Annotated in this window: 20 protein-coding genes; 13 read left to right on the top strand and 7 right to left on the bottom strand. The window is 72.6% G+C overall.

What is annotated here, in order from left to right:
- The first annotated feature begins 2 nt into the window (after positions 1–2).
- The 4 genes from OG946_RS25050 (at position 3) to OG946_RS25035 (ending at position 2,802) form a co-directional block, all read left to right on the top strand.
- A complete protein-coding gene (locus OG946_RS25050) occupies positions 3–704 on the top strand; it encodes an urease accessory protein UreF (protein ID WP_326798259.1) in 702 nt (233 codons plus the stop codon).
- Positions 705–745: 41 nt separating this feature from the next.
- A complete protein-coding gene (gene ureG / locus OG946_RS25045) occupies positions 746–1,459 on the top strand; it encodes an urease accessory protein UreG (protein ID WP_326798258.1) in 714 nt (237 codons plus the stop codon).
- Complete coding sequence (locus tag OG946_RS25040) at positions 1,444–2,364, top strand: urease accessory protein UreD (RefSeq protein ID WP_442814474.1); 921 nt, start codon at positions 1,444–1,446, stop codon at positions 2,362–2,364. The genes ureG and OG946_RS25040 overlap by 16 nt, the downstream gene beginning before the upstream one ends.
- Before the next feature lie 141 nt (positions 2,365–2,505).
- Positions 2,506–2,802: a hypothetical protein gene (locus OG946_RS25035; RefSeq protein ID WP_326798256.1), complete on the top strand. Its 297-nt coding sequence runs from the start codon at positions 2,506–2,508 to the stop codon at positions 2,800–2,802.
- A gap of 110 nt (positions 2,803–2,912) precedes the next feature.
- Here OG946_RS25035 and OG946_RS25030 read toward each other — a convergent pair whose 3' ends face one another.
- Positions 2,913–3,161 carry an SCO4226 family nickel-binding protein gene (locus OG946_RS25030; protein WP_326798255.1) on the bottom strand — a complete coding sequence of 83 codons (249 nt, stop codon included), beginning with the start codon at positions 3,159–3,161 and terminating at the stop codon, positions 2,913–2,915.
- A 269-nt stretch (positions 3,162–3,430) separates the two neighbouring features.
- Here OG946_RS25030 and OG946_RS25025 point away from each other — a divergent pair, with 269 nt between their 5' ends.
- From OG946_RS25025 to OG946_RS25015, 3 genes are all read left to right on the top strand, one after another.
- The gene (locus tag OG946_RS25025) at positions 3,431–4,219 is read left to right on the top strand and encodes a hypothetical protein (protein WP_326798254.1); all 789 of its coding nucleotides are present in this window, start codon (positions 3,431–3,433) and stop codon (positions 4,217–4,219) included.
- 55 nt (positions 4,220–4,274) lie between these two features.
- Positions 4,275–4,619 (top strand): hypothetical protein, encoded by a 345-nt coding sequence (locus OG946_RS25020; protein ID WP_326798253.1) that lies wholly within the window; start codon positions 4,275–4,277, stop codon positions 4,617–4,619.
- A 234-nt stretch (positions 4,620–4,853) separates the two neighbouring features.
- Positions 4,854–6,563 carry a sugar ABC transporter substrate-binding protein gene (locus tag OG946_RS25015; RefSeq protein WP_326798252.1) on the top strand — a complete coding sequence of 570 codons (1,710 nt, stop codon included), beginning with the start codon at positions 4,854–4,856 and terminating at the stop codon, positions 6,561–6,563.
- A 62-nt stretch (positions 6,564–6,625) separates the two neighbouring features.
- Here the strand turns inward: OG946_RS25015 and OG946_RS25010 are convergent, their stop codons facing one another.
- Positions 6,626–7,378, bottom strand: a complete 753-nt coding sequence (locus OG946_RS25010; protein ID WP_326798251.1) for a site-specific integrase — start codon at positions 7,376–7,378, stop codon at positions 6,626–6,628.
- Positions 7,379–7,566: 188 nt separating this feature from the next.
- Here OG946_RS25010 and OG946_RS25005 point away from each other — a divergent pair, with 188 nt between their 5' ends.
- The 6 genes from OG946_RS25005 to OG946_RS24985 all read left to right on the top strand — a co-directional run bounded on the left by OG946_RS25005 (position 7,567) and on the right by OG946_RS24985 (position 13,999).
- Positions 7,567–7,950: a transposase gene (locus OG946_RS25005; protein WP_326798250.1), complete on the top strand. Its 384-nt coding sequence runs from the start codon at positions 7,567–7,569 to the stop codon at positions 7,948–7,950.
- A gap of 1,012 nt (positions 7,951–8,962) precedes the next feature.
- Positions 8,963–10,411 carry an NF041680 family putative transposase gene (locus tag OG946_RS25000; RefSeq protein WP_326797746.1) on the top strand — a complete coding sequence of 483 codons (1,449 nt, stop codon included), beginning with the start codon at positions 8,963–8,965 and terminating at the stop codon, positions 10,409–10,411.
- Positions 10,393–10,761, top strand: a complete 369-nt coding sequence (locus OG946_RS36200; protein ID WP_442814641.1) for a helix-turn-helix domain-containing protein — start codon at positions 10,393–10,395, stop codon at positions 10,759–10,761. The genes OG946_RS25000 and OG946_RS36200 overlap by 19 nt, the downstream gene beginning before the upstream one ends.
- A complete protein-coding gene (locus OG946_RS24995; RefSeq protein WP_442814640.1) occupies positions 10,662–10,934 on the top strand; it encodes a helix-turn-helix domain-containing protein in 273 nt (90 codons plus the stop codon). Before OG946_RS36200 ends, OG946_RS24995 begins: the two co-directional genes overlap by 100 nt.
- A 410-nt stretch (positions 10,935–11,344) precedes the next feature.
- Entirely contained in the window at positions 11,345–12,697 is a 1,353-nt protein-coding gene (locus OG946_RS24990) for a condensation domain-containing protein (protein ID WP_326798248.1), read from the top strand.
- 204 nt (positions 12,698–12,901) lie between these two features.
- Positions 12,902–13,999 (top strand): MalY/PatB family protein, encoded by a 1,098-nt coding sequence (locus tag OG946_RS24985; protein ID WP_326800361.1) that lies wholly within the window; start codon positions 12,902–12,904, stop codon positions 13,997–13,999.
- A gap of 47 nt (positions 14,000–14,046) precedes the next feature.
- Here OG946_RS24985 and OG946_RS24980 read toward each other — a convergent pair whose 3' ends face one another.
- Genes OG946_RS24980 through OG946_RS24960 form a run of 5 tightly spaced genes read right to left on the bottom strand, consistent with a single transcriptional unit; the run spans position 14,047 to position 23,670 of the window.
- Complete coding sequence (locus tag OG946_RS24980; RefSeq protein ID WP_326798247.1) at positions 14,047–14,949, bottom strand: aminoglycoside phosphotransferase family protein; 903 nt, start codon at positions 14,947–14,949, stop codon at positions 14,047–14,049.
- Positions 14,939–15,730, bottom strand: a complete 792-nt coding sequence (locus OG946_RS24975; protein ID WP_326798246.1) for a thioesterase II family protein — start codon at positions 15,728–15,730, stop codon at positions 14,939–14,941. Before OG946_RS24975 ends, OG946_RS24980 begins: the two co-directional genes overlap by 11 nt.
- Entirely contained in the window at positions 15,730–17,505 is a 1,776-nt protein-coding gene (locus tag OG946_RS24970; protein ID WP_326798245.1) for a non-ribosomal peptide synthetase, read from the bottom strand. Before OG946_RS24970 ends, OG946_RS24975 begins: the two co-directional genes overlap by 1 nt.
- Positions 17,506–17,533: 28 nt before the next feature.
- Positions 17,534–20,479, bottom strand: a complete 2,946-nt coding sequence (locus tag OG946_RS24965) for a type I polyketide synthase (RefSeq protein ID WP_326798244.1) — start codon at positions 20,477–20,479, stop codon at positions 17,534–17,536.
- Complete coding sequence (locus OG946_RS24960; RefSeq protein ID WP_326798243.1) at positions 20,476–23,670, bottom strand: non-ribosomal peptide synthetase; 3,195 nt, start codon at positions 23,668–23,670, stop codon at positions 20,476–20,478. The genes OG946_RS24965 and OG946_RS24960 overlap by 4 nt, the downstream gene beginning before the upstream one ends.
- Positions 23,671–23,682: the final 12 nt, after the last annotated feature.

Genomic DNA, 23,682 nt, shown 5'->3' with positions numbered 1-23,682 from the left:
CCATGCCGCCGCCGCCCGCCACCCGCGCCGCGCTGCTCGTGCTCGCCGACGGCCGCTTCCCCGCCGGCGGCCACGCCCACTCCGGCGGCGCCGAACAGGCCGTCGCCGCCGGGCGGATCACTGACGCCGCGGAGTTGGAGGCGTACTGCCGCGGCCGGCTGCACACGTCCGGTCTCACCTCCGCCGCCCTGGCCGCGGCCGCCTGCGCCGGGGCCGACCCGCTCAGCCTCGACGAGGCCGCCGACGCCCGCACCCCGTCACCCGCCCTGCGCGCCACCGCCCGCCGGCTTGGCCGCCAACTGCTGCGGGCGGCCCGCGCCGCCTGGCCGTCCGCGGAGCTGGACGCCCTCGCCGAGGCCGGTCCGCGCGGTGTCCACCAGCCCGTCGTCCTGGGCCTCGCCGCCCGCGCGGCGGGCCTCGGCCCCGGCGACGCCGCGCACACTGCCGTCTACGAGGCGGTCTCCGGGCCGACGACCGCGACCGTACGGCTCCTCGGGCTCGATCCCTTCGAGGCCGCCGGCGTCCTCGCCCGCCTCGCCCCCGAACTGGACGACGTCGCCGCACGGGCCACGGAGGCGGGTGTCCGCGCCGCCGCCGGAGGCCGGGCCGATGTGGGGGAGGTGCTGCCCGCGGCGGGCGCCCCGCTCCTCGACATCGCCGCCGAGGAGCACGCCGTCCGGACGGCGCGGCTCTTCGCCTCGTAGGCAGACCTCAGCCGACCTCGTACGAACCCCAGGGAGACGGCATGCACCTCGACCACCCCGAGACCGCCCCGCAGCGCTACACCTATGGCACCGCCACGCGCCGCCCCGTCGCGCCCCCGACACCGGCCGGGAGCACGACCCGCCGCCGCGCCCTGCGCCTCGGACTCGGCGGCCCGGTGGGCTCCGGCAAGACCGCCACCGTCGCTGCGCTGTGCCGGCTGCTGCGCGACGAGCTGTCGCTGGCCGTCGTCACCAACGACATCTACACCCGTGAGGACGCCGAGTTCCTGCTCCGCGAGGCCGTGCTACCGCCCGAGCGGATCACCGCCGTGGAGACCGGCGCCTGCCCGCACACCGCCATCCGCGACGACATCTCCGCCAACGTCGAGGCGGTCGAGGAACTGGAGGCAAGGGTGGGGCCCCTCGACGTGGTCCTGGTGGAGTCCGGCGGCGACAACCTCACGGCCACCTTCTCCCGCGGCCTGGCCGACGCGCAGCTCTTCGTCATCGACGTCGCGGGTGGTGACGACATCCCCCGCAAGGGCGGGCCCGGCGTCACCATGGCCGACCTGCTCGTCGTCAACAAGACCGACCTGGCACCGCACGTCGGCTCCGACCTTGCGCGCATGGCGCGCGACGCGCGGGCCCAACGCGGCGAGAAGCCGGTGGTGTTCACCTCGCTGGCACGGGAGGGCGGCGTGCAGCCGGTCGCGGACTGGCTGCGCGAGCGCGTCGCCGCATGGCGCACGGCGTGACGGACGTCCGAGCCGCGCCCGCCGGCCGTGCAGGCGAGGCCGCGCCACGCCCGCCCGGCCCGCCGGCTCCGGGCGCCGGGGCTCCCGGCCCCCGCCGGTCCCCCGCGCGCGTGCCCGCCGGCGGAGTCCGCGCCCACGCCCGTATCACCGCCGCCCCCGACGCGCGCGGCGGCACCGCACTGCCGGAGCTGGCCGGGGACGGGCCGCTCGCCCTGCGCCGGATCCGGGCGGGCGCCGGGGAGGCGCGGGTGTGCCTGGTCGGGGCCATGGCCGGACCGCTCGGCGGCGACCGGTTGCGGCTCGACGTGCGGGTCGAAGCCGGTGCTGCCCTGAGCGTCACCAGCGCCGCCGCGACCCTGGCCCTGCCGGGCGCCGCCGGCGAACCCGCCCGCTACGACGTGCGCCTCGCCGTCGGCGACGGCGCCGAGTTGCGCTGGCTGCCCGAGCCACTGGTCTCCGTGCGCGGCAGCAGGCTCCACGTCACGTACCGCGTCGACCTCGCGCCCACCGCCCGCCTGATGCTCCGCGAGGAGCAGGTGCTCGGCCGTGCCGGCGAGCCGCCCGGCCGACTCGTCTGCCGCCTCACGGTACGCAGCGGCGGCCGACCGCTCCTCGACCAGACCACCGACTACGGGCCCGGCGCCCCCGCGTGGGACGGCCCCGCCGTACTCGCGGACAACCGCGCCACCGGGCAACTGCTCATCGTCGCCCCCGAGTTCGCCGACACCCCCGCGGAACCGTACGTCCTCGCCCCCGGCCGCGCCGTCATCACCCCCCTGCCCGGCCCCGGCACGCTCACCACCGCCGTCGCCCCAGACTCCCTGCTCCTGCGCGCCCTGCTGGACGACGCCCACACCCGAACCACCGCCCCGCACAGAACGCCACCGGCAGGTCCGCCCCCTTGATTCCGTTGTCCACGACATAGGCGGCGCGAATCCCGCGCGTACACCCACTGCCCCACTCGGGATGCGAAGCCCCGGGATCGCGACGACGATCGACAGGTGGGCACGGGCGTGCCCAGAGGCCAACGAGAGGTGGAATGACCCATGAGGGTGTTGCTGACCGCCCAGATGGACACCGAGAAGGCGAACCAGGCGATCACGGACAATACGCTCCCCAAGACGATGTCGTCGCTGCTCGAGCAGGTCAAGCCGGAGAGCGTGTTCTTCGGGGCGAAGGACGGGGTGCGTACCGTGTTCATCGTCTTCGACCTGAAGGAGCCGTCCGACATGCCCTCCGTCGCCGAACCGCTCTTCCAGGAGCTCGGCGCCAAGGTGACCGTCATGCCCGTGATGAACTTCGACGAGGTTCGGGCCGGTCTGCAGAAGTACGGATCGAGCTGACCGCCGACGCGTTCGGCCCGCTCACCCTCGGGCGCCCTCGCGACCTTCGCCTGCAGGCGGGTGATCTCCTTGTCCTGAACCGTGCACGTATCTCCACGCCGGGCACGGTGTCAGGCCGTGAGCGGCACCGGATGGATCTCGTCCGCCGGGTGGCCGGCGCGCTCGTGAATGCGCATCACCGCCTCCGCCGACGGCGCCTCCGACAGGCAGTAGACCTCGCCGGACCGAGGGTCCGCCCAGGTTTGCTTGAAGTGCACCCGCTCCTCGGTCTCGATGGCCCGGTCCGCGCGGTGCGCTTCCTGCAGTTGCTCGCTCGTGATCCCCTTCATCCCGTGGTGAACGTCCATGAACTCGGCCATGATCATGCACCTCCTGATCGCCGGTACCTCCATACTGCACCCGGCATCGGAAGCGCACCTGATGAGCGACTGAGCGTCACCGATCGATCATCCAGGGTGGTCGAAACCGAGAGGTCGGCCCGAGCGGCCACTTGGTACGCGGCGTCGCGTGGAGCATCTCCCCGACCCGTGTTCGCCCGCCGCCCGGCGAGGCGTCGATCGCTCCGCTGCGCGCTTCGCGACAATAACCCAGAAGACATCTGAGTCCAGGCGAAAGGTGTAGACGGGGCATGGTCGACGGCCGGCTCACCCTCACCATGGTCGACACCGGGCGGGTGCCCCCGCTGCTGGCGCTGGCGGCCCTGGTGGTCACCTTCCTCGTCACCCGGGGCATCACCCGCATGATCCGCGCCGGCCGGGGACCGTTCCGGAACGTCGACCCTGGCGGGATGCACATCCACCACGTGGTGCCGGGGGTCGTTCTCATGGTGATCGGGGGCTTCGGCGCGGTCTTCGTGGAGGGAGGCGTGGTCGCCGAGTCCGTGGTCGCCGTCGTGTTCGGCATGGGCACGGGTCTGGTGCTCGACGAGTTCGCCCTGATCGTCCACCTGCACGACGTCTACTGGACCGAGCAGGGCCGCGCCTCGGTCGAGGTCACCGTGCTGACGGCCGTGGTCGTCGGCATGGTGCTGATCGGCTCGTCCCCCTTCGACGTGGACGACCAAGGAGGGCTGCAGGAGCAGGGGGCGCTCCTGTGGGCGGTCAACCTCGTCGTCGGCGCCCTCATCGCCGTGGTCTCCTTCGCCAAGGGCAAGTTCCGCATGGGCGTGCTCGGCGTGGTCATCCCCCTGGTCGGAGCGGTCGGCGCGATCCGCCTGGCCCGTCCCAAATCGCCCTGGGCGCACCGCTTCTACACCCGCCGACCGCACAAACTCGCCCGCGCCACCCGCCGCGCGGCCCGTCACGACGCCCACTGGAACGGCCTGCGCACCCGCTTCCAGAACGCCATCGCCGGCGCCCCCAGCCAGCCCCGGCAGCAGGGCCGGGACCGGGACGGCCCTCCTCCGCCGCCCGAGTGATCCTCGGCGGGAAAATGCCATTGATGCCCTGTTCGGTGGCGCGGAGAGCGGTGCGGTGAGCGGGACGGGTCTCGGCAGCCTGGCCCTCCTCCTCAACCACGTCGACAGCTTCGCCAAGCTCCTCACACCCCACGACGACAACGGCCGGGCCCTCGCCGCCTGGATCATCAGCGCCCACCGCACGGGCCTGCCCCACCCGCAGTCCTTCTCCCGAGGCCCGCAGCAAGACCAGGACGCCGCCATCGCGGCCGTCACCCACCGCGAGCACGACGGCGGCACCGAAGGCGTCGACAACAGGACCAAAGATCAAGCGCCAGATGTACGGCAGAGCCAGCTTCCGCCTCCTCCGCCACCGCATCCTCCTCGGATAACCGCGACGCTCCGTCACCGCCGGACGTGAGACAGATCCGTCTACTGGACACACCCCACCGATGGTGTCCGCCAAAGCTGAACAAGCTCCGACCAGTTCACTCACACCGGGATCAACAACCCAGAACACCAACCGTTTCGGATCAATAGCGCGCTTGGCCGGGTCGCCCCGAGCCTGTCGCCACCGGTCCGGACAGGTCCGCCAGAGTCAGCTTCCGACCTCGAACTTCTCGCGAAGAGGCAGGTGCCTGGGTATGGTGCGGCAATGCGGTCACTTGACTACGCGGCGGTGTTGCCGTTACTGAGTAACGTCGAAGTCGTTGCCTCCACCATCGTCGCCGCCTGTACCGCGATCACAGGAGTCGTCGCTCTCACACGCGCCATCCGTTCCAACCAACGGACGGTGCGGGCGAAAAACCTCAAAATTGGCTGGCAGGTCGATTCAGGCCCCGACTCGACAGGTGCCCTCGTCCTCAACGAATCCACGGCCACGTTTCAGAAGTTGGTCGTCACTGTCACCTGTGGCTCACACCTGCGTACGGCCCGCAAGGACATCGCCGTCCTCCAGGCGGGCGACGCGCATCTGTGGCCGAGCGACGACGTCCACCGGTCGGTGAGGGCCAGGCCGTCTCCCGCGGATGCCTCGACCAGGCACCACGGCACACCGCACGATGTACAGATCACCTTCCGGGACGGCAAAGGCTACTGGTCCCTCAACGAAGAGCGGCTCGACCGGGTGCGGTCGCTGGTGGTCTGGGCGGAGCGGACCCGGGCTCGCACTCTGGCGAGATACTTCGGGTCTTCCAGTCCTTTCCGCAGAAAGTACGCGGTCTCTGTCAGGGTGGAGTCGTTCGACCGCACCGAGGCGCTGGAAGAAGCGCTCACCACACTCGTCGCGACTGGCCGCCCACCACGCGGCTACCACGTTCCGGATGTGGTGGCCGGGCCGCATGACTGGATCGGGCGCGTCGTACGGGAAGGCTCGGTACTCGAGCCGCCGTTCAGCCCGGCAGGGCTGGCTCGGATCTCCCCTGTCGCTGTGGAAGCGCTCACCAGCCAAGAACAGCTCTACGCGATACCGTACGTCTTCGACAGCGTGGCTCTGATCCGCAACAACGCGCTTGCGGGCAGCGGTCCGATGCCGACGACGTTCGACGAGGCCATCCGCGCCGGTGTCGCAGCCGTCGAAGCCAAAGGGATCGAGGACGGCGTCGGAGTCGCGCTCCAGGTCGGCTCCCCTGGTCCAGCGGGGAATGCTGGCGACCCTTACCACATGTGGCCACTGTTCTCCAGCTGCGGCGGGACGTTCTTCGGCCTGCGCAGGACTCCCTCCGAAGCGGGCGGCGCCGACAGGTTCGAGGACATCTCAGCGTGGCGCGAGAACTTCGTGAACGCGTTCGTCCGGCTGAGCGAGCTCGGCACCGGCCCGGGCGGGAGCGGCGCACTGAACCCGGACATCGGCCGCGCGGAAGCATTACCGCTCTTCCTGGAGAGCCGCGCCCCGTTTCTGGTCTGCTCGTCACGGGCCCTCGCCTCGATCAAGGACCAGCGCATGGACGTGAGCGTCGCCGCAGTACCTCCACTGGGTGACAGGCAAGCCGTGTCGATGGTCTCGGTGTACGGCTTCTACATCTACCGGGGCGCACCGAACGTTCCCGCGGCACGCGACCTGGTGACCTCCTATCTGTCCCAACCGGACGCGGGTGAAGACCTCAACAAGCTTCAGCAGCTGGTACCCGTACAGGAGGAGGCGATGGACACCGTCGCCGCCCGGGACGCGGTCCTGCGTCCGTACATCGGTCAATGTGACGACGGCCAAGTGATGCCGTCGTGGCCGGAGATGCGTGCAGCGTGGCAGCTCCTCGGACATACCGAGTACAAGGTGCTGGCCGGCGAGGGCGACCCGCATGCCGTGGCCGGGGAAGCCGCCGAGGCCGGATGGGAGCTACTCCAGGAGGCACGCGGCTCCCGGTAGCGAATTCCCCGAAGCTGACCCCAGAGTTGGGCCAGCTTGCGGGGTGCGATCCAGCTACCGGCTCAAGAACCGCCTCCAGGCCATCGAGCGGGAGACCGACGTGGCCTAACCAGTGGTGCACAAAACCTCGTACTCGATGGTGCACTCAGACGAGTACGCCGACACACGCGCTCGCGACGGGTCTTCGTCGTCTCCGCCCTGATCCGCAGCGTCCGGTGAGCCGGATCGACGTCCTCGGTCCGCAGCGAGCACAGTTCCTCGCGCCGCAGAGCGGCGTCGTAGGCCAGGGCGAGCATCACCCGGTTCCGTACCGGCTCCTGGCGGACGATGTCCAGCAGGTCGAGCCACTGCTGTTCGCTGGGGATCCAGGGCAGTTTCACCAGGCGCGGCACCAACCCCCGCTCGTGGCTGCCGAACTTCCGCCCCGGTGTGTAGCGGCCGCGGCCGACCGGGTTCGACTCCCGCAGTCCCTCCTCGATCAGGTAGTCGTAGAACAGGCGGACCGGGACCAGCCGCTGCTGGAGCGTCGCGTTCGCCAGACCCGCTCCCGAGTCCAGCGCGACCACATTGGTGCCCCGGCGGCTCGGCCGCGTGGACAGGTCCTTCACGAACGCCGCCACGTGCAGCCGGCTCGCCGTCACCGGGTCAACGTCGTCCCGCTCGCAGATCAGCAGGTACTCGGCCAGGCCCCGCGCGTACGCATCGATCGTCCGCGGTGCCCTTCCCAGGTCTGTCCACACCTGAAGCCACTCGGCCACCCGCTCATGCCGTCCAAGGACCGGCCACTTCTCCTCCAGCACCACCGCGCTGCCCAACACGCCTCCTCAGCCCATGGGGACGCCGCAGGATACGAGATGGCTCCTGCGGCGGGTGATTCCACGAAACTGATAGGCAGACGGTCTACTACCACTTCGCCCGCTGGCACCGAGCGGGTGTCGTCGCGTTCCTGCGCGACCAGCTCCGACGGCAGATCCGTACGAGCCAGGGGCGGTGTCCCTGGCCCGTGACCCTGATCGTCGACTCACAGTCGGTCAAGGGCGCCGAGACCGTCTCCAAAGCCACTCGCGGATTCGACGCGGGGAAGAAAATCAATGGCCGCAAGAGACATATCGCGGTCGACACCCTCGGGCTCCCGGTGATGATCACCGGGACACCCGCCGACACCACCGACCGCGACGCAGCCCGCGAACTCCTCTGGCGCCTGCGCGTCATGCAGCCCCAGATCACCCAGGTCTGGGCCGACTCCGCCTACGCCGGCCAGCTCACCAACTGGTCAGACGACTTCCTCAGCATGACACTCCGGACGTCTCCCGACCCCGCGGAGCGAAAGGATTCGTCGTCCTGCCGCGGCGCTGGAAGGTCGAACGGACCCTGGGCTGGATCATGAAAGCACGGCGCAATGTCCGCGACTACGAACGACTCCCTCAGCACTCGGAAGCCCACCTGACCTGGGCACTCATCACACTGATGACCCGCAGGATCACCCGCAACGGCCCCCACGCCAAGTGGGCGAAGAAGAGCTAACCGCCAGGCCGGGCCGCAGGCCCGCAAGACCGCCGCCCTCACCTGCTCCTCGGGCGCGCGGACGGGGCCGGGGAGCTCGGACGACTGCCATACGCGGGCGGCGGCCCCGCGGCCCCCGGGCTTTGGGAAGGGTGGGAAGGGGTGGGAGACTGCGCGGCCGGGCCAGGATACAGCGGAAGATATTCCGTCGCCGCAGCCGAGTAGGCAGGTGGGTTCGGCTCTCGGTAATTTTGGTGCAGTGTATTCAGCCGGTTTTGCAGAACAGTTTCAGGAGATCCATCAAATCGAACCTTTCGACCAAACACAAAGCCCGACCGATACACTCCGGCCACCGTTTCAAAATTTGGCCGACTATCGCCACCCAGATTGGCCGTGCGCCAATCTGCGTGCTCGCGTAGGTAATCCACGTCAACAGTGTGGTGAAGCTTGCCAGCCTCGAACCCATCCTTCCACACCTGGTGAAGGTGCCCATCGTTTCCACGTAGGCTGTCCGGCTGGGGGTTCGTTGCAGTCAGCTCGCCACCCTCTTCCAGCGCCGCTCGCTGCTGCGATGAGAGATCGTTGATGCTGGTGGGCACGTAGTCACTCAACGGCATGAAGTACCTCCAGAGAAGAATCACTATCTCCACGACGTAACTGCTCCCCGGAGCGGTTCAAAACCGCAAGCGCTGGAGGACACTCATCCACACAGCGAGCCACCAGCCGACAGGGATGTCAGACAGACACTCAGCTTGTGCTTTATCCACCGGCTTCGAACGGCGTCCCGTACGCGGTCACTCGGTAGGGGATTCACCGGACGTGGTCACGGCCTTCGGCTGATCCTGTGCTCCGACCAAGGATGCACTGACCAGCACAAAGGCCGTGGGGGAACGAGTTTGCTGCATCACGAAGCCGGGCGGGGCCCGTTCGCGCTGGCGTCACACTTCCGGGACGACTTCTTCGACTGCCTGACCGTCCGCGGGGACGCGCTGTTCGAGCTGGCCGACGCGCTGTTGTGCAAAGACGGTCCGGTAACCGCACCGGTGGACCTGACCTTGACGGCCGAACACCGGCGCGGGCACGGCGCGATGTACTCCGCGCTGAACCGCGGGGAGATCGACGTGCCCCGGCTGCGGCAGGTACTGGCCGGCCTGCCACAGCCCAGGGCCGCCGACGGGCGCCTGGTCCTCGCTGTCGACGTCACCCACTGGCTCCGCCCTGACGCCTCCACCAGCCCAGAGCGCCTGTTCTGTCACGTCTACGGCCGTAGCGGCCGGTCCTCGGACCAGTTCGTGCCGGGCTGGCCCTACTCGTTCGTGGCCGCGCTGGAGACAGGCCGCACATCCTGGTGCCAGCTCCTGGACGCTGTCCGGCTGGGCCCGGCCGACGACGTCGCCGAGGTCACCGCCGCCCAGGTCCGCCGGATCGTCGAGGACCTGATCGGCATGGGCCGCTGGAAGACCGGCGACCGCGAGGTCCTGGTCGTCTTCGACGCCGGCTACGACGCCCCGCGCATGGCCCACCTCCTGGCGGGGCTCCCGGTGGAAGTCCTCGGGCGGATGCGGGCGGACCGCGTGATGCGCCGGCCGGCGCCCTCCCGGGAGGAGTTCCACCTCGCCCACCCCTATGGCGGGCGTCCACCGAAGCACGGCGGGGAGTTCCGCTTCGCCAAACCGGAGACCTGGGGTGACCCGGACGCGGCAACGGTGCAGGTCACCGACCGCTACGGCACCGCCCGCGCAATGGCCTGGAACCGCATCCACCCCAGGCTGACCACTCGCTCCGCGTGGATCGACCACACCGCCGAGCTCCCCGTCATCGAGGGCACCCAGATCCGGCTCCAGGTCGACCGCCTGCCCGGCGGGAACGATCCCCTCCCGGTCTGGCTGTGGTCCTCAGCCACCGGCCTGGCCGGCGACGACATCGACATCCGCTGGCAGGCGTTCCTCCGCCGCTTCGATCTGGAGCACACCTTCCGGATGATCAAGCAGACCCTGGGCTGGACCCGCCCTAAGCTCCGGGCCCCCGCGGCCGCCGACCGCTGGACCTGGCTCGTGATCGCCGCCCACACCCAGCTCCGCCTCCTTCGTGAGGCAGCCGGGGATCTCCGCCACCCCTGGGAACGACCCGCTCAGCCCGGCCGTCTGACCCCGGCCCGAGTCCGCCGGGGGTTCAGAAACCTCCGCCCGCACTTGACCTGCCCGGCTCGTGCACCGAAACCCTCCCGGCCAGGCCCCGGCCGCCCTCCCGGCTCCAAGAACCGACACCCCGCCACCCACCACAACGTCGGCAAAACCGCCAAACGGCCCGAGAGCATCAAAGAACGATCACGGACCGGTGGATAAAGCACAAGCTCAGCGTCTCTGAGAACACGGTACGCACGCGACTGCGAGAGATCAGCCCGCTGCTTGCGGCCGACCTGGACCACCCCACCGTCCAAGCGCAACTGCTGCTGGCGCTGCGAGTCCCCCCTCTCCTCCGCCGGCCACCTCGCCCGCACGCCCGCTTCCCGGCCCGCCGGTGCCCACCGAACTCCTCAACGCCCACCAGGCCAAGAGCTGGGCATCCGCCCTGCTCGAACCGCTCGATAGGCCACTGCGTATCGCACTGCGATGCTGGCTCCAGCATCACGGCCGCACCGCTCCCGCAGCCACCGAGCTGGGACTGGCCCGCTCCACCCTCACCGCGTGGCTAGACAGGTGCGGCCACAAGCTCAACCTGGACCTGAACTCCGCCACGGCCAGGGCGGAACTGCAGCTGGCCGTCGAAACGGTCGCCGGCCCCGACGACGTACCTGCCGCACTGCCACGCCGCGGAGGCCGCACCTACCGGGGTCCACAGCCGCAGGCGCCGTCGACCGGATCCTGACCTGCTGCACCACCACGCCACCCGCGCCACGGCTGCAACGGCTGCAACGGCTGCAACGGCTGCAACGGCTGCAACGGCTGCAACGGCTGCAAGCAATGCTCGGCGACAGCGCCCCGCGTGACTTCCCGGGGCACGCCGGTATGCCGCCTATCACAAGGACGCCCGGCCGGCACCCGGCGACCGCAATCGCCACGGAGCCGTACGGAACGGTCCGAACACCGGGTGGAGATCCGGTGGTAAATCCCTCGGCGGCTCATCACCCGCTTACCGGAGGGTTCCGCAGATATCCGCGGGCTCGTATGGTTGCCTCGTCGGTCACCGCCAAAGGCGTGCTACGGAGGAGTCGGACTTGCGTGTTCGGAAGGCCGCGGTCCCACGGCCATAAGTGGAGTGAAGTCGTCCCGTTACCGATGCCCCAGCCGGAGGAGTCGAGTATGCACGCCGCATCACAGCCGGAGAGCACCGAAGCCGAACCCGGAACGGACGGGCGGCTGTATCCGGCGACCACCACCCAGACGAAGCGGCTCGCACTGTTACAGGGCCCCGACCGCTGGTGGAAGAATCCGTACGTATGGGCGTACTCCTACCCCGGCCGCCTCGACGTACCGCGAATGGAGCAGGCGCTGCGCCTCGTTGCCAGAAGGCACAGTGGCCTGCGCCTGTATTTCTTTCCGGATTCGATCGACACGGTCGGGTGCATTCCGCCCGGTGAGGCGACCTGGCCGCTGCGTGAAATGACCGCCGGTGCCGATCCGGCCGCCGCGGACGCCGAGGCGTACGCATGGTTGCAGGACATGTTCGCGCCGTTCGAACGGCCGCTGCTCCGCGCGGTCGTCCTGCACCGCCCGGAGAGCGACATGTTCGGCGTCTCCATCGAGCAGAGCATCCTCGACCACGCCGGCGCCATGGCCCTGTTCGACGACATCACCAAGGTGTACGACGGACTTGCCGACCGACCCGCGTCCGCCTTCGACGAACTGGTCACCGACGCCACCCGTTTCGCGCTCGATGAGCGCGCCTGGTTCGCCGGCGACGACGGCGCGGAGTCGCTCGCCTGGTGGGACGAGCACAACAAGGGACTCGGCGCCTATCCCGGCCTCGACCTGCCTGAGCTAGGCCCTTGCGAGCCGTGGGGCGAGATCATCAACTACGATCTCCAGCTGTCCGCCGACGACACGGCCCGGCTGAAGCAGTACGCGCGGCGGCTGCGCGTGACGACCACCATGCTCGCCTTCGCCGCAACCGCGGTGACCCTGCGGGCCCACGGGCACTCCGGGGACGTGCGTTTCCTCTTCGCCACGTCGCGGCGCATCTGGCCCGGCACGGAGAAACTCATCGGATACTTCTCGAACCGCATGATGCTGCGGATTCCGGTGACCGTGGAGGACACGGTTCCGTCGCTGGCGCCCAAGGTCCGGTCCGGAGTCCTGGACGCGATCTCGCACAGCATGTTCAGCCACGAGGAGTACGTCCGGGCCCGGTACCCCGACGCGTACGACCGGGAACCGACCGGATACGGGTATGTCAACACCGCGGTGTACGACCCGGCGCCGCGCCTCGGCGGCGTACCGCTCACGCGGGAATCCCTGCCCATGTTCGGCAAGGATTTCCACCAGCCCGGTCTGGCACTGGCGCTCTTCCTTTACGGCGACCGCCCGGCCGTGGCCAACGCGAGCTGCGCCGAGGGTATGTACACGCGCGAATTCGTCGAGACGATCACCCGGGACTTCGCGCGGACTTGCGTCGGCACCACCGGGGAATGAGGCGCCGCCTCCTGTCGGGCCCCACCGTATGGCCTTCCCGGGCTGCTGAGCCGCCGAGGGCGGAACGCCGGACCGGCCCGGGTGCCGCCCGCGGAGGGCGGCCACGACAAAGACCACCGAATAGCGAGGTTGGTTTGCGCATGAATTCCCATGTGATCGGGTAACGCCGTGGCGAATCCCTTACAAACGTACAGCGCGGCCGAGTTGGCCGCCCGGCGCAGCCTGAAGTGGCGGGAATACCCGCCGGACGTGCTGCCGATGTGGCTCGCCGAAACGGACACCCCGCTAGCGCCGCCGATCCGGGCCGCGCTGGCCGCCGCGCTCGACCGCGGCGACACCGGCTACGCGTACCACGCGGACCTGCCCGGCGCGTTCGCCGAGTTCGCCGCGCGCCGGTACGGGTGGCGGCCCGACCCCGCCCGCATCACCCTGGTCTCCGACGTGACGCAGGCGATCACCGAGTCGATCCGGCTGGTCACCGAGCCCGGCGACCGGGTCGTGCTGGACACCCCGGCGTACCCGGCGTTCCTCAGCCAGCTCCAGGCGCTCGGCCGGTGCGTCGTCGAGAACCCGATGGTGGACGGCCGGATCCATCTGACCGGGCTGGAGGGCGCCTTCGCGGCCGGGGCCAGGGCGTACCTCATGTGCAACCCGCACAACCCGACCGGCACCGTCGCCGACGTCGAGACCCTGTACGCGATCGCGGAGCTGGCCCACCGGTACGGCGTCCGGGTCGTCGTGGACGAGGTGCACGGCCCGCTGACGTACCCCGGCGTCGTGCACGTCCCGTTCGCCATGCTCGACTCAGAGGCCGCGGACCGGTCGTTCGTCGCGGTGTCCGCGTCGAAGGCGTGGAACGTCGCCGGGCTGAAGGCGGCGCTGCTGGTCGCCGCGCCGGGTGCGGCCGCCGACCTGCACCGGCTGCCGCCCGAACTGTGGGTGTCCGCGGGCATCTTCGGGGTCATGGCCGGCGTGGCGGCGTTCAGCCACGGCGAGCCGTGGCTGGACGAGCTGCTGGCGGGGCTGGACGAGAACCGCAAGCTGCTCGCCGACGAGCTGAACCGCGAGCTGCCGCGGATCGGGTACCGGCCGCCGGACGCCACGTACCTGGCCTGGCTGGACTGCCGGGCGCTCGGCCTCGGCGACGACCCGGCCGCCGCGTTCCTGGAGCGGGGCCGGGTCGCGCTGAGCCCGGGCCCGCTCTACGGGTCGGCGGGCCGCGGGTTCGTACGCTTCAACCTCGCCACCTCCGCCGACCGCGTCCGCGAGGCGGTGGCCCGGATGGCCCGCGCCGTGAACTGAGCGCGCCCGCGGCCGTGCCGGCGGGCGGGGCCCGCCGGGTTCAGGCGTCACCGGTCGTGCTCGAAGTCGGCGATGGCCTCCGTTGCCGCCCGCTGGCTGAACCCGGCCAGCACCGGGTTGCTGCCCTCGTAGTAGTCCGCGGCGATCACGCCGACGCACAGCGCCCAGCCGCGGGCCCGCGCCCAGGTGTGGTCGTCCACCGGCAGCGCCTCCCGGAAGGTCTCGCGCCCCGCGGACGACAGGAACGTCCAGGCGGCCATCACGTCGAGCGCCGGGTCGCCGACGCTGAGCAGTTCCCAGTCGATCACCGCGCCCGGCACCCCGTCGCGTACGAGTACGTTGCCCGGGTGGATGTCGCTGTGCACCCACACGGGCGCGCGCCGCCACGCGGGCACGCGGATCGCCGACTCCCACAGGGCGGTGGCGGCCTCGACGTCGAACTTGCCTTCGAGGTGGCCGAGCGCCCTCCGGACCACCCCGTCCCGTACCGGCAGCGGCGTGCCGCGCAGGCCGCTGTGCAGGCCGGCCCGCGGCCCGTCGGCGGTCGGGATGCGCTGGAGCGCACCGACGAACCCGGCCAGCGCCCGACCGGCGGCGCGCTCGTCGGACACCGGGGACGCCACCGCGTCCGCGCCGTCCAGCCACCGGCAGACCAGCCAGGGCCACGGGAAGTCGTCGTCCGCGGCGCCGGTGAACACGGCCGTGGGGATGTCCAGCGGCAGCCGCGGGGCGTGCCGGGGCAGCCACCGGTGCTCCTTGCGGATGTGGCCGGCGGCCCACTCCGTCTGCGGCAGCCGTACGCTCAGCCGGTCGCCGAGCCGGTAGAGGGTGTTGTTCACCCCGGCCGACGTGACGCGCTCCAGCGGCAGTTCACCCCACTGCGGCGCCTGCGCCCGCAGCAGTGTGCGTACGAGGTCCGCGTCGGCTTCGATGCGTAGCTCATCGGGCATGTGTGTCTCCCCTCCCGGGGTTCACGGGCGGCTCCACCCGGCGTCGGCGCGGCCTGTCGAGGAAGAGGTCCAGCGGCGGCGCGGGCACCAGGTAGAAGTGCCCGCCGGGCCTGGTGGCGTGGTGGAAGACGCCGGTGGTGAGATCGCCCCACCGCTCGGCCTGCCGGGCGCTCACGTGCCCGTCCTCGGAGCCGTGTACGGCGACGATGTCGCAGCTCAGCCGGTCCCCCGGCACATGGCGGTAGCGCCGGAGCATCTCGAAGTCCGCGCGCAGATACGGCAGTACGAGCCCCCGGGCAGCGGGGTCCGCCAGCACCTCGGCGTCGGTGTGGCCCAGGGCGGTCAGGGACCGCGCCGCGGCGTCGTCGTCCCAGTCGACGTCCTGGGCGGCCACGTGGTCGGGGTCGTGCGGCGCCCGCGCCGACGAGGCGACGAGCCGCTCGACGCCGAGCCCGATCTGCTCCAGGCGCCGGGCCACTTCGTACGCCACGATCGCGCCCAGGCTGTGCCCGAGGAAGGTCACCGGGCGGTCGAGGAAGGGGCCCACCGCGGCGAGGACCTCGTCCGCCGCCTGCCCGAGGTCGTCGTGGCACGGCTCGTCGAGCCGGTCCGCCCGGCCCGGGTACTGGACGGCGGCCACCTCGGTCTCCGGCCGGCCGGCGGCCCAGTCCCGGAAGAAGTTCGCCGACCCGCCGGCGTGCGGGAAGCAGATCAGGCGGCGGCCGGCCGCCGGCCGCGGCACCGGCACCCGGACGACGGGGCGGGGGCCCTGCGGCGCCATCAGCCGGCCTCGTCCCGGGCCGTACGCACCAGGTCGGCCAGCTCGTCGAAGGACCCGATCCCGTATACGTCCACGAAGTCGAGGAGTACGCCGAAGCGGTCGCCGATGTCGTCGATGAGCCGGATGAGGTCCAGCGAGTTGCCGCCGGCGCCGAAGAAGTCGTGTCCCTCCTCCGCCAGCGTGCCGGTGCGCTCCTGCCACATCGCCGCGAGCAGGGCCCGGTCGTCCCCGGGCCGTTCACCGTCCCGCTCCCCGGCGGGCGCCGCGTCGCGCCGGTCCCGGTACCGGGCGGCCAGCGCCGCGCGGTCCACCTTGCCCGCGTCCGTGAGCGGGAACCCGTCGACCGCGACCACCTCGTCCGGCACCAGGTGCCCCGGCGCCCGCCCGGCCGTGCGCGCCCTGATGTCCCGGAGGGCCGCGCCGGGCGCCGTCGTCCTGACGAACACCACGAACTTCTTGTCGTAGCCGGCACCGACCTGGACCGCCGCCGCCTCGCGCACCTGCTCGTCCGCCTCGACGACCGACTCGGCCTCGGCCAGGTTCACGCGGAAGCCGCGGACCTTGAACTCGTCGTCCTCGCGGCCGTGGAAGGCGAGGTCGCCGCCCGGGAGGAGCGAGGCCCGGTCGCCGGTCCGGTAGATCCGCCCGCCTGGCACGGCGGGGTCGGGGAGGAAGCGCTCGTCGGTCGACTCCGGATCGCCGGCGTACCCGGCCGCGAGGCGGTCCCCGCCCACGTAGAGGTCGCCGACCTCGCCGTCCGGTACGGGACCGCCGTCAGCGTCCAGCAGCAGGCAGACGGTGCCGGCGACGGGCTTTCCGATGGGCACGGACGGTCCCGCTCCGTCCCACGACGAGAGGCTGAACGCGGTGCTCACGATGGTGTTCTCGGTCGGCCCGTAGCAGTTGACGATCTCCAGGTCGGGACACTCCCGCCGGGCGCGGACCGCGTGCTCGTACGGCAGCACGTCGCCGCCGACGATCAGGTGCCGCAGCGACCGCAGGGCTTCGGGGTGGCGCTCGACGACCAGGGCGAACACCGCCGGGGTGAGGACCGCGGTGGTGACCCGCGGGTCGGCGAGGAACGCGGCCGTCTCGTGCACCGCGAGCGACGTACGCGGCGCGCACAGCACCGCGGCTCCGGCGAGGAGAGCCGACCAGATCTCCAGCATCGACGGATCGAAGGTGAGGATGGTGTGGACGAGGAACACGTCCCCGGGGGCCCGCCGGACGGGGCTGTCCCGCAGGCAGAGCGCGCTGAGGGCGCCGTGCGGCACACCCACCGGCTTCGGCCGCCCCGTCGACCCCGAGGTGAACATGATGTAGGCGAGGTCGTGCGCGCTGCCGGCCGGCCGGGGAGCCGCGGCCTCCGCGCCGGCGGGCCCCGTCAGGTCCTGTACGTGCCGGGTCGCGACCGTCAGCCCCGAGGGCACCTTGTGGTCGGCGGTGAGGAGGAGCAGGCGGGCCCCGACGAGAGCGGCCATGTGCTCGACGCGCTCGGCCGGATAGCCGGGGTCCACGGGCACGACGTGGGCTCCGGCGCGCAGCACGCCGAGCATCGCCGCGATCGTGTCGCGGTCGCCCACCCCGTGCAGGCAGACCGCGTCGCCGCGGCGGACGCCCCACTCGGCCAGCGCGTGCGCCAACCGTCCGGACACCTCCCACAGTTCGCCGTACGTGTACGTCCCGGCCGGATCCCAGACGGCGACCTGGTCCGTACGCGCCGCGGCCTGCCGGGCGAACGCCTCGTCGATACGGATGAACGCGTCGCCGCTCATCGCGGTCCGCCTCTGCGGCAGCGCACCGTCACGGGGAATCCTCCATATCGCTCTGCGCGGCCAGCCGGGCGAGGAGACCCGCCTGCCGGCCGAGGGTCCGGGAGAGCATGAACTCGCGCAACGGCAGGCCGATACCGAGCCGTTGCTCCAGGCGGCGGACGATGCGGATCGCGGTCAGCGAATCGCCCCCGAGGTCGTAGAAGTCGTCGTCCGGCCGGAGGTCCGGGTGGCCGAGCAGGTCGCGCCACGCGGCCACCAGTTCCTCGTGCGGCGTGGGCTGCTCCTCCCCCGCGTGGTCCGCCGCCGCGTGGTCCTCCCCCGCCTGCGCCGCCGCGTCGGCGGCCGGGGTGCCGGCTGCGGCCGGCCGTGTCGCCGCCAGCCGCAGCTCGGACACCGGGTAGCGGCGGCCGCCGAAGACCGTGCCCGGCAGCCGGACTCCGCTCGCGGCGGGGGCGAAAGCGGCGAGATCCACCGGCACGCCCTCGGTCCACAGCCGGGCGAGCGCGCGGAGGGGCTCGCCTTCGCCGGACCGCGGGGCCAGCTGCACGGTGTCCATGCCGATGCGGGTGGCGGCCGCGGACAGCGCCCGGCCCGGCCCCGCCTCCAGGGCGATCGCGTCCGGATAGCGCTCCCGCAGGGCCCGCAGCCCGTCGGCGAAGCGCACGGTGGCGCGGACCGTGTCGGCGAACACGGTCAGTGGCAGGCGTGTTCGTGCGGCCACGAGGGCGCCGTCGGCGTTGGTGACGAACGGCACCCGCACCCGGCCCGGAGCGTGCCCCGCGACGTGGGCCCGTACGGCATCGGCCGCGGGCTCCATGGCGGCCGAGTGGAAGGCGTGGCCGGTCCGCAGGCGGCGGACGGGCACGCGGCCTTCGAGCCGGCGGTGGAGTCCGTCGACGGCTTCTTCCGGCCCGCTGAGGACGTAGGCGTCCGGGGCGTTGACCGCGGCGAGTGCGAGCCGGGGGTCCGCGGCGGTGAACCCGGCCGCCTCCTCGGCGTCGCCGGTGACGGCGAGCATGGCCCCGGGCGGGCACTGGGCCATCGCCTCCGCGCGCAGCACCACCAGCTCGGCGGCGGTCGCGGGAGCCAGCACGCCGGCGATCGTGGCGGCGGTGATCTCGCCGAGGCTGTGCCCCGCCAGTGCCACGGGCCGCACACCCGCCTCGGCGAGTGCACCCGCGGCCGCATACGCGACCGCGAACAGGGCGGGCTGGGAGAGCCGCGTGCCGTTCAGCTCGGCCGCGGGGAACCCTGGTTCGTACACGGCCTCGCGGACCCGTGCGGCGTGCTCCGCCGGGAAGGCGCCGAGTACGCCGTCCAGCGCCTTGGCGAAGCCCGGGAGGTGCTCCGCGAGCGGCACGGCCATGCCGGGCCGCTGCGAGCCCTGCCCCGGCAGCAGGAGGACCACCGGCCGGTCCCCGCCGCCCGGCGCCCGGCCGCGTACGCCGCCGGGGCCGCCGCGCAGCGCCGCCGCGGCCTCCTCCCCGCTCGCCGCGACGACGGCCAGCCGCTCGGGCAGGACGGCCCGTCCCACCCGCAGGGAGAAGGCCACGTCCCGGACGTCGTCCTGACGGCCCGTCAGCCGTGCCGCGAGCCGTTCGGCCGCGCCGTCGAGCGCGGCGGGGCGGATCGCCGACAGCGTGAGGAGCACGGGCGGACCGCCGGCTGCCGCCGCTGCCGCCCGGCGGGCGGGCTGCGGGGCCTCGACGATCACGTGGGCGTTGGTGCCGCCGATCCCGAAGGAGCTGACCCCGGCGCGCCGCGGTGCCGCCCCGGGCCACGGATCCGGCGCGGACGGCACGTAGAGGGGCGACTCGGCGGGCAGCAGGGGGTTGAGCCTGCTGAACCCGGCCATCGCCGGCACCTCGCCGCGGCCCAGCACCATCAGCGTCCGGTACAGGCCCGCGAGGCCCGCCGCGGCGTCGAGGTGGCCGATGTTGGCCTTCACGGAGCCGACCGCGATTCGGGCCGGGCCCGCGCCGCTCTCGCGCAGTGCGGTCGACGTCGCGGTCCACTCGATCGGGTCGCCCACGTACGTACCGGTGCCGTGTGCTTCGAGGTAGCCGAGGGAACCGGCCGCCACGTCTGCCACCTGGAGCGCCGAGCGGATGACGGCGGTCTGGCCGCGGGGCGACGGCGCGTTGAAGCCGGCCTTGTCCGCTCCGTCGTTGTTGACGGCGGACCCCAGGACCACGCCGTACGGTGCGGGATGCGCGTCCGCCTCGCCGAGGCGGCGCAGCACCATGGCGATGACGCCGGACCCGCCGATCGTGCCGTTGGCAGCGGCGTCGAAGGGGCGGCAGCACCCGTCCGGCGAGACGATCCCGCCGCGTACGTGCTGCGACCCGGCCTGCGGCAGCCGCAGCGAGGCCGCGACCACGACCGCCTGGTCGCAGTCCCCGTTGTTGAGCGACTGCACCGCCAGGTGCATCGCGACCAGGGAGGAGGAGCAGGCCGTCGAGACGCTCATCGCGGGGCCGCGCAGGCCGAGGCGGTAGGCGATGCGGGTCGCCATGAAGTCCCGGCTGGTGCCGGTGGCGAGCGCCTCCCGGGTCGCCGGATCGATGTCGCCGCCGGCGAGGACGCGCGCGAGGGAGCTTTCGCTCGCCGAGGCGAACACGGCGGTGCGCAGCGTGTCGGTCAGCGGGGCGCGGCCGGCGTCCTCCAGTGCGGCCCAGGTCGCCTCCAGCATCAGGCGGTACTGCGGATCGATCAGCTCGGCCTCGCGCGGGCTGATCCCGAACAGCTCGGCGTCGAAGCGCTCGCCGTCGGGGATGCGGCCGCGCACCGGCACGTACGAGGGGTCCCCGGCGAGGCCGGCGGGCACTCCCGCCTCGGCCAGCAGGTCCGCGTCGAGGCGCGTGGTGAGGACCTGCCCCGTGCGTACGGCCGCCCACCAGGCGTCCGGGTCGGCCGGGCCGGGGAGCCGGGCGTGCACCCCGGTGATCGCGACGTCGAGCGAGCGGTCCCTCATGCGTCCCCTGCGGCCGCGGCACGGCGGCGGCCGGCCGCCAGCCGTGCCTGCCGCGGGTCGAGCGCCGGCTCCGGCGCGGCCTCTTCCGCCTGCCCGGCCGTGAGCAGCTCCACCTGGTCGTCGACGGTCGTGGCGGTGAAGAGGTCGAGGATGTCGATCTCCACCCCGAGGCGGTCCTCCAGTTCGATCTGGAGGGTGGGCACGAGCAGCGAGTGGCCGCCCGCGTCGAAGAAGTTGACGTCCGTGTCGACCGAGTCGACCTCCAGCGTCTCGCACCACGCCGCGCGCACGTGGGCGCGCACGGCGGCCCCGGAGTCCGCGGCGCCTTCGCCGTCGCCGGGGTCCGCGTCCGGCGCCTGGGCGGCGGCGTCCGGCGGGCCCGCCGCGGGGGCGTCGCGGCGGGACAGCTCGCGCAGCGCGGTGCGGTCGATCTTGCCGTGCGGGGTACGCGGCAGCTCCGGCACCGCCGTGAAGGAGCCCGGGAGCATGACCGGCGGCAGCTCGCCGGAGAGCTGCTTGCGCACCTGCTTCTCGTCGAAGCCGGGCCGGGCGACGAGGAACGCGTCGAGGCTCGCGCCGCTCGGGGCCGGCAGCACGACCGCGTCCGCGACGCCCTCCGCGGCCCGCAGCGCGGTCTCGACCGCGCCCAGCTCGATGCGGTGTCCGCGGACCTTGACGAGGTCGTCCCGCCGGCCGACGAAGTCCAGACCGTCCCGCTCGTTCCAGCGCACGAAGTCGCCGGTGCGGTACATCCGTGCGCCGGGCCCGTCGAGGAACTTCTCGGCGGTGTCCTGCGGGCGCCCGAGGTAGCCGCGGGCCACGCCGGTCCCCCCGACGTACAGCTCGCCCGCCGCGCCGCGCGGCATGAGGTCCCCGTTCCCGTCGCGCACCGACAGCCGCGCGCCGGGGGCCGCGCCGCCGATGTCGACCGGCGCCGGTTCGTCGAGGACCCGGAAGGTGCTCCACACGGTGGCCTCCGTGGGGCCGTACTCGTTGGCGAGCACCGTCTCCGGCAGCGCGGCGAAGTGCCGGTCCGCGAGTTCCTGCGGCAGTTCCTCGCCGGCCGTGATGACGAGCCGGAGGGAGGCGAGGCGCGCGGCGCCGTCGCGGTCGGCCCGGTCGAGCAGGCCGGAGTAGAGGGTGGGGACGGACAGCATCGCGGTGACGCGCAGGCGCTCGATGAGGCCGGTCAGGCGCTCCGGGTCGTGGACGTCGCCGGTCGCGGCGACGACGAGCCGGCCGCCGGAGGCGAGCGTGCCCCACAGGCCGGCCACGGACGAGTCGAAGGAGAGCGGGGAGACCAGGAGGAAGACCTCGTGGCCCCCGTACGTCGCGAGCCGGCCGGAGGTGGACGCGGCCAGGGACCGGTGCTCGACGACGACGCCCTTCGGTTCGCCCGACGTGCCCGAGGTGTAGATGACGTACGCGGCGTCGCCGCCCTCCGGCGCCGCCGGCTCCGACGGCGCGGCGCCGGTGGTGCGTACCAGGTCGGCGGGCGCGAACACCTCGGCGCCGGGCAGCCTGCCGGCCCAGCGGGGGTCCCCGAGGACGACGTCGGCCCCCGCGTCGCGGAGCATCGCCGACAGCCGCGCCGCCGGGTACGACGGGTTCAGCGGTACGTACGCGGCGCCTGCCCGGAGCACGCCGAGCACCGCCGTCACCGCCGCGGCGGAGGGCTCGGCGAGCACCCCGACGCGGGACTCCCGGCCCAGGCCGCGGGCTTGCAGCGCGGCGGCGATGGCGTCGGCGCGGTCGGACAGCTCGCGATAGCCGAGGTCGCCGTCGGCGTCGGTCACGGCCACGCGCTCCGGATCGGCCGCCGCGATGTCCGCGACCAGGCCGGTGACCGGGCGGAAGTCCTCGTCCGGTGCCGCGCCGGTGCCGAGCGCCGCCAGCTCCGAGCGGTCGGCCGCGGAGAGCATCGGGACCGCCCGGACGCTGCCCGGCTCCTCGCAAAGGCCCGCGAGGACCGCGGCGGTGTGCGCGGTGAACTGCTCGATCTGCGCGGGCGAGTACCGCGACGACCGGTAGGTGGCGAGGAGTTCGGCCGTGTCGCCCCGGTCCCGCAGCACCATCGTCAGGTCGTACTTGGAGACGCGGACCGGCAGCTCGACCTCGCTGATCCGCAGCCCCGCCGTGTCGAGGACCGGCGCGTCGGCCTCGAAGTTGAACAGGGTCCCGAAGAGGGGCGTGCGGGTGGGGTCCGGCGTGGCGTGCAGACGGCGGACGACCTCCTCGAACGGCACCTCGCGGAACGAGAAGGCGCGCATGAGCGAGGAGTGCACCGACCGGCAGTAGTCCGCGACACCGGCGGCCGGGTCGGCGCGGACGCGCAGCGGCACGGGGTTGATGAACATCCCGACGGTGTCGGCGAAGTCGCCGGAGCGGGTGTCCATGGTGCCGCCGACGATCAGGTCGGTCCTGTCGGTGTAGCGGCTCAGCGCGAGCGCGTACGCGGCGAGGCCGATCACCTGCGGCGTGGTGCGCAGACGGCGGCCGAGCCCGCGTACGGCCTCCCACACCCCGGCCGGGATCGCGTGCCGGACGAGGGCCCCGTCGCGGTCGGCGTCCCGGGCGGCGGGGGCGAACCCGAGGGGGTCGCCGTCCTCGGGCAGTTCGAGTTCCTCGATCCAGGACTCGAACCGCCGGTCGGTCGGGGCGGGTGCCGCCGTGACGTAGTCGGTGTACGGGCGGCCGGCGGCGGGCAGTTCCTCCCCCGCATATGCCCTGAACAGGTCGCGTACGAGGAGGGTGAAGGAGCGGCCGTCGACCACGGCGTGGTGGGCCCCGACGACCAGGATGTGCTCGGCCGGGCCGAGCCGGAGCAGCTCGGCGTCGACCAGGCGGTGCCCGACGAGCGGGAACGGGCGGGTGACCGCGTGCTCCAGCTCCGCGGGCACGGTGGCCGGGTCGACCTCCCGTACCGGCAGCGGGAAGTCCCGTGCCGCCCACGCCGAACGGCAGGGCTCGCCGTCCGCCTCGTCGAGCCTCAGCCGCAGCTCCGCGTGGCAGTCCAGCACGGCGCGCCATGCCCGCCGCAGGCGTTCGGCGTCGAGCTCACCGACCAGTCGTCCGGCCCACGGAGCGGTGAACTCCGGGCTGTCGGGCTGGAGCCGGTAGGCCAGCCATAGCCGCCGTTGCGCCGCGGAGAGTGCCTGTGCGCGGCTCCGGCCGGTCTGCATCGTGCTCATGTGCCACGTCCC

It is taken from the genome of Streptomyces sp. NBC_01808, assembly GCF_035917395.1.
Lineage (GTDB): Bacteria > Actinomycetota > Actinomycetes > Streptomycetales > Streptomycetaceae > Streptomyces.
This window is presented reverse-complemented; position numbering and strand designations above follow the sequence as displayed.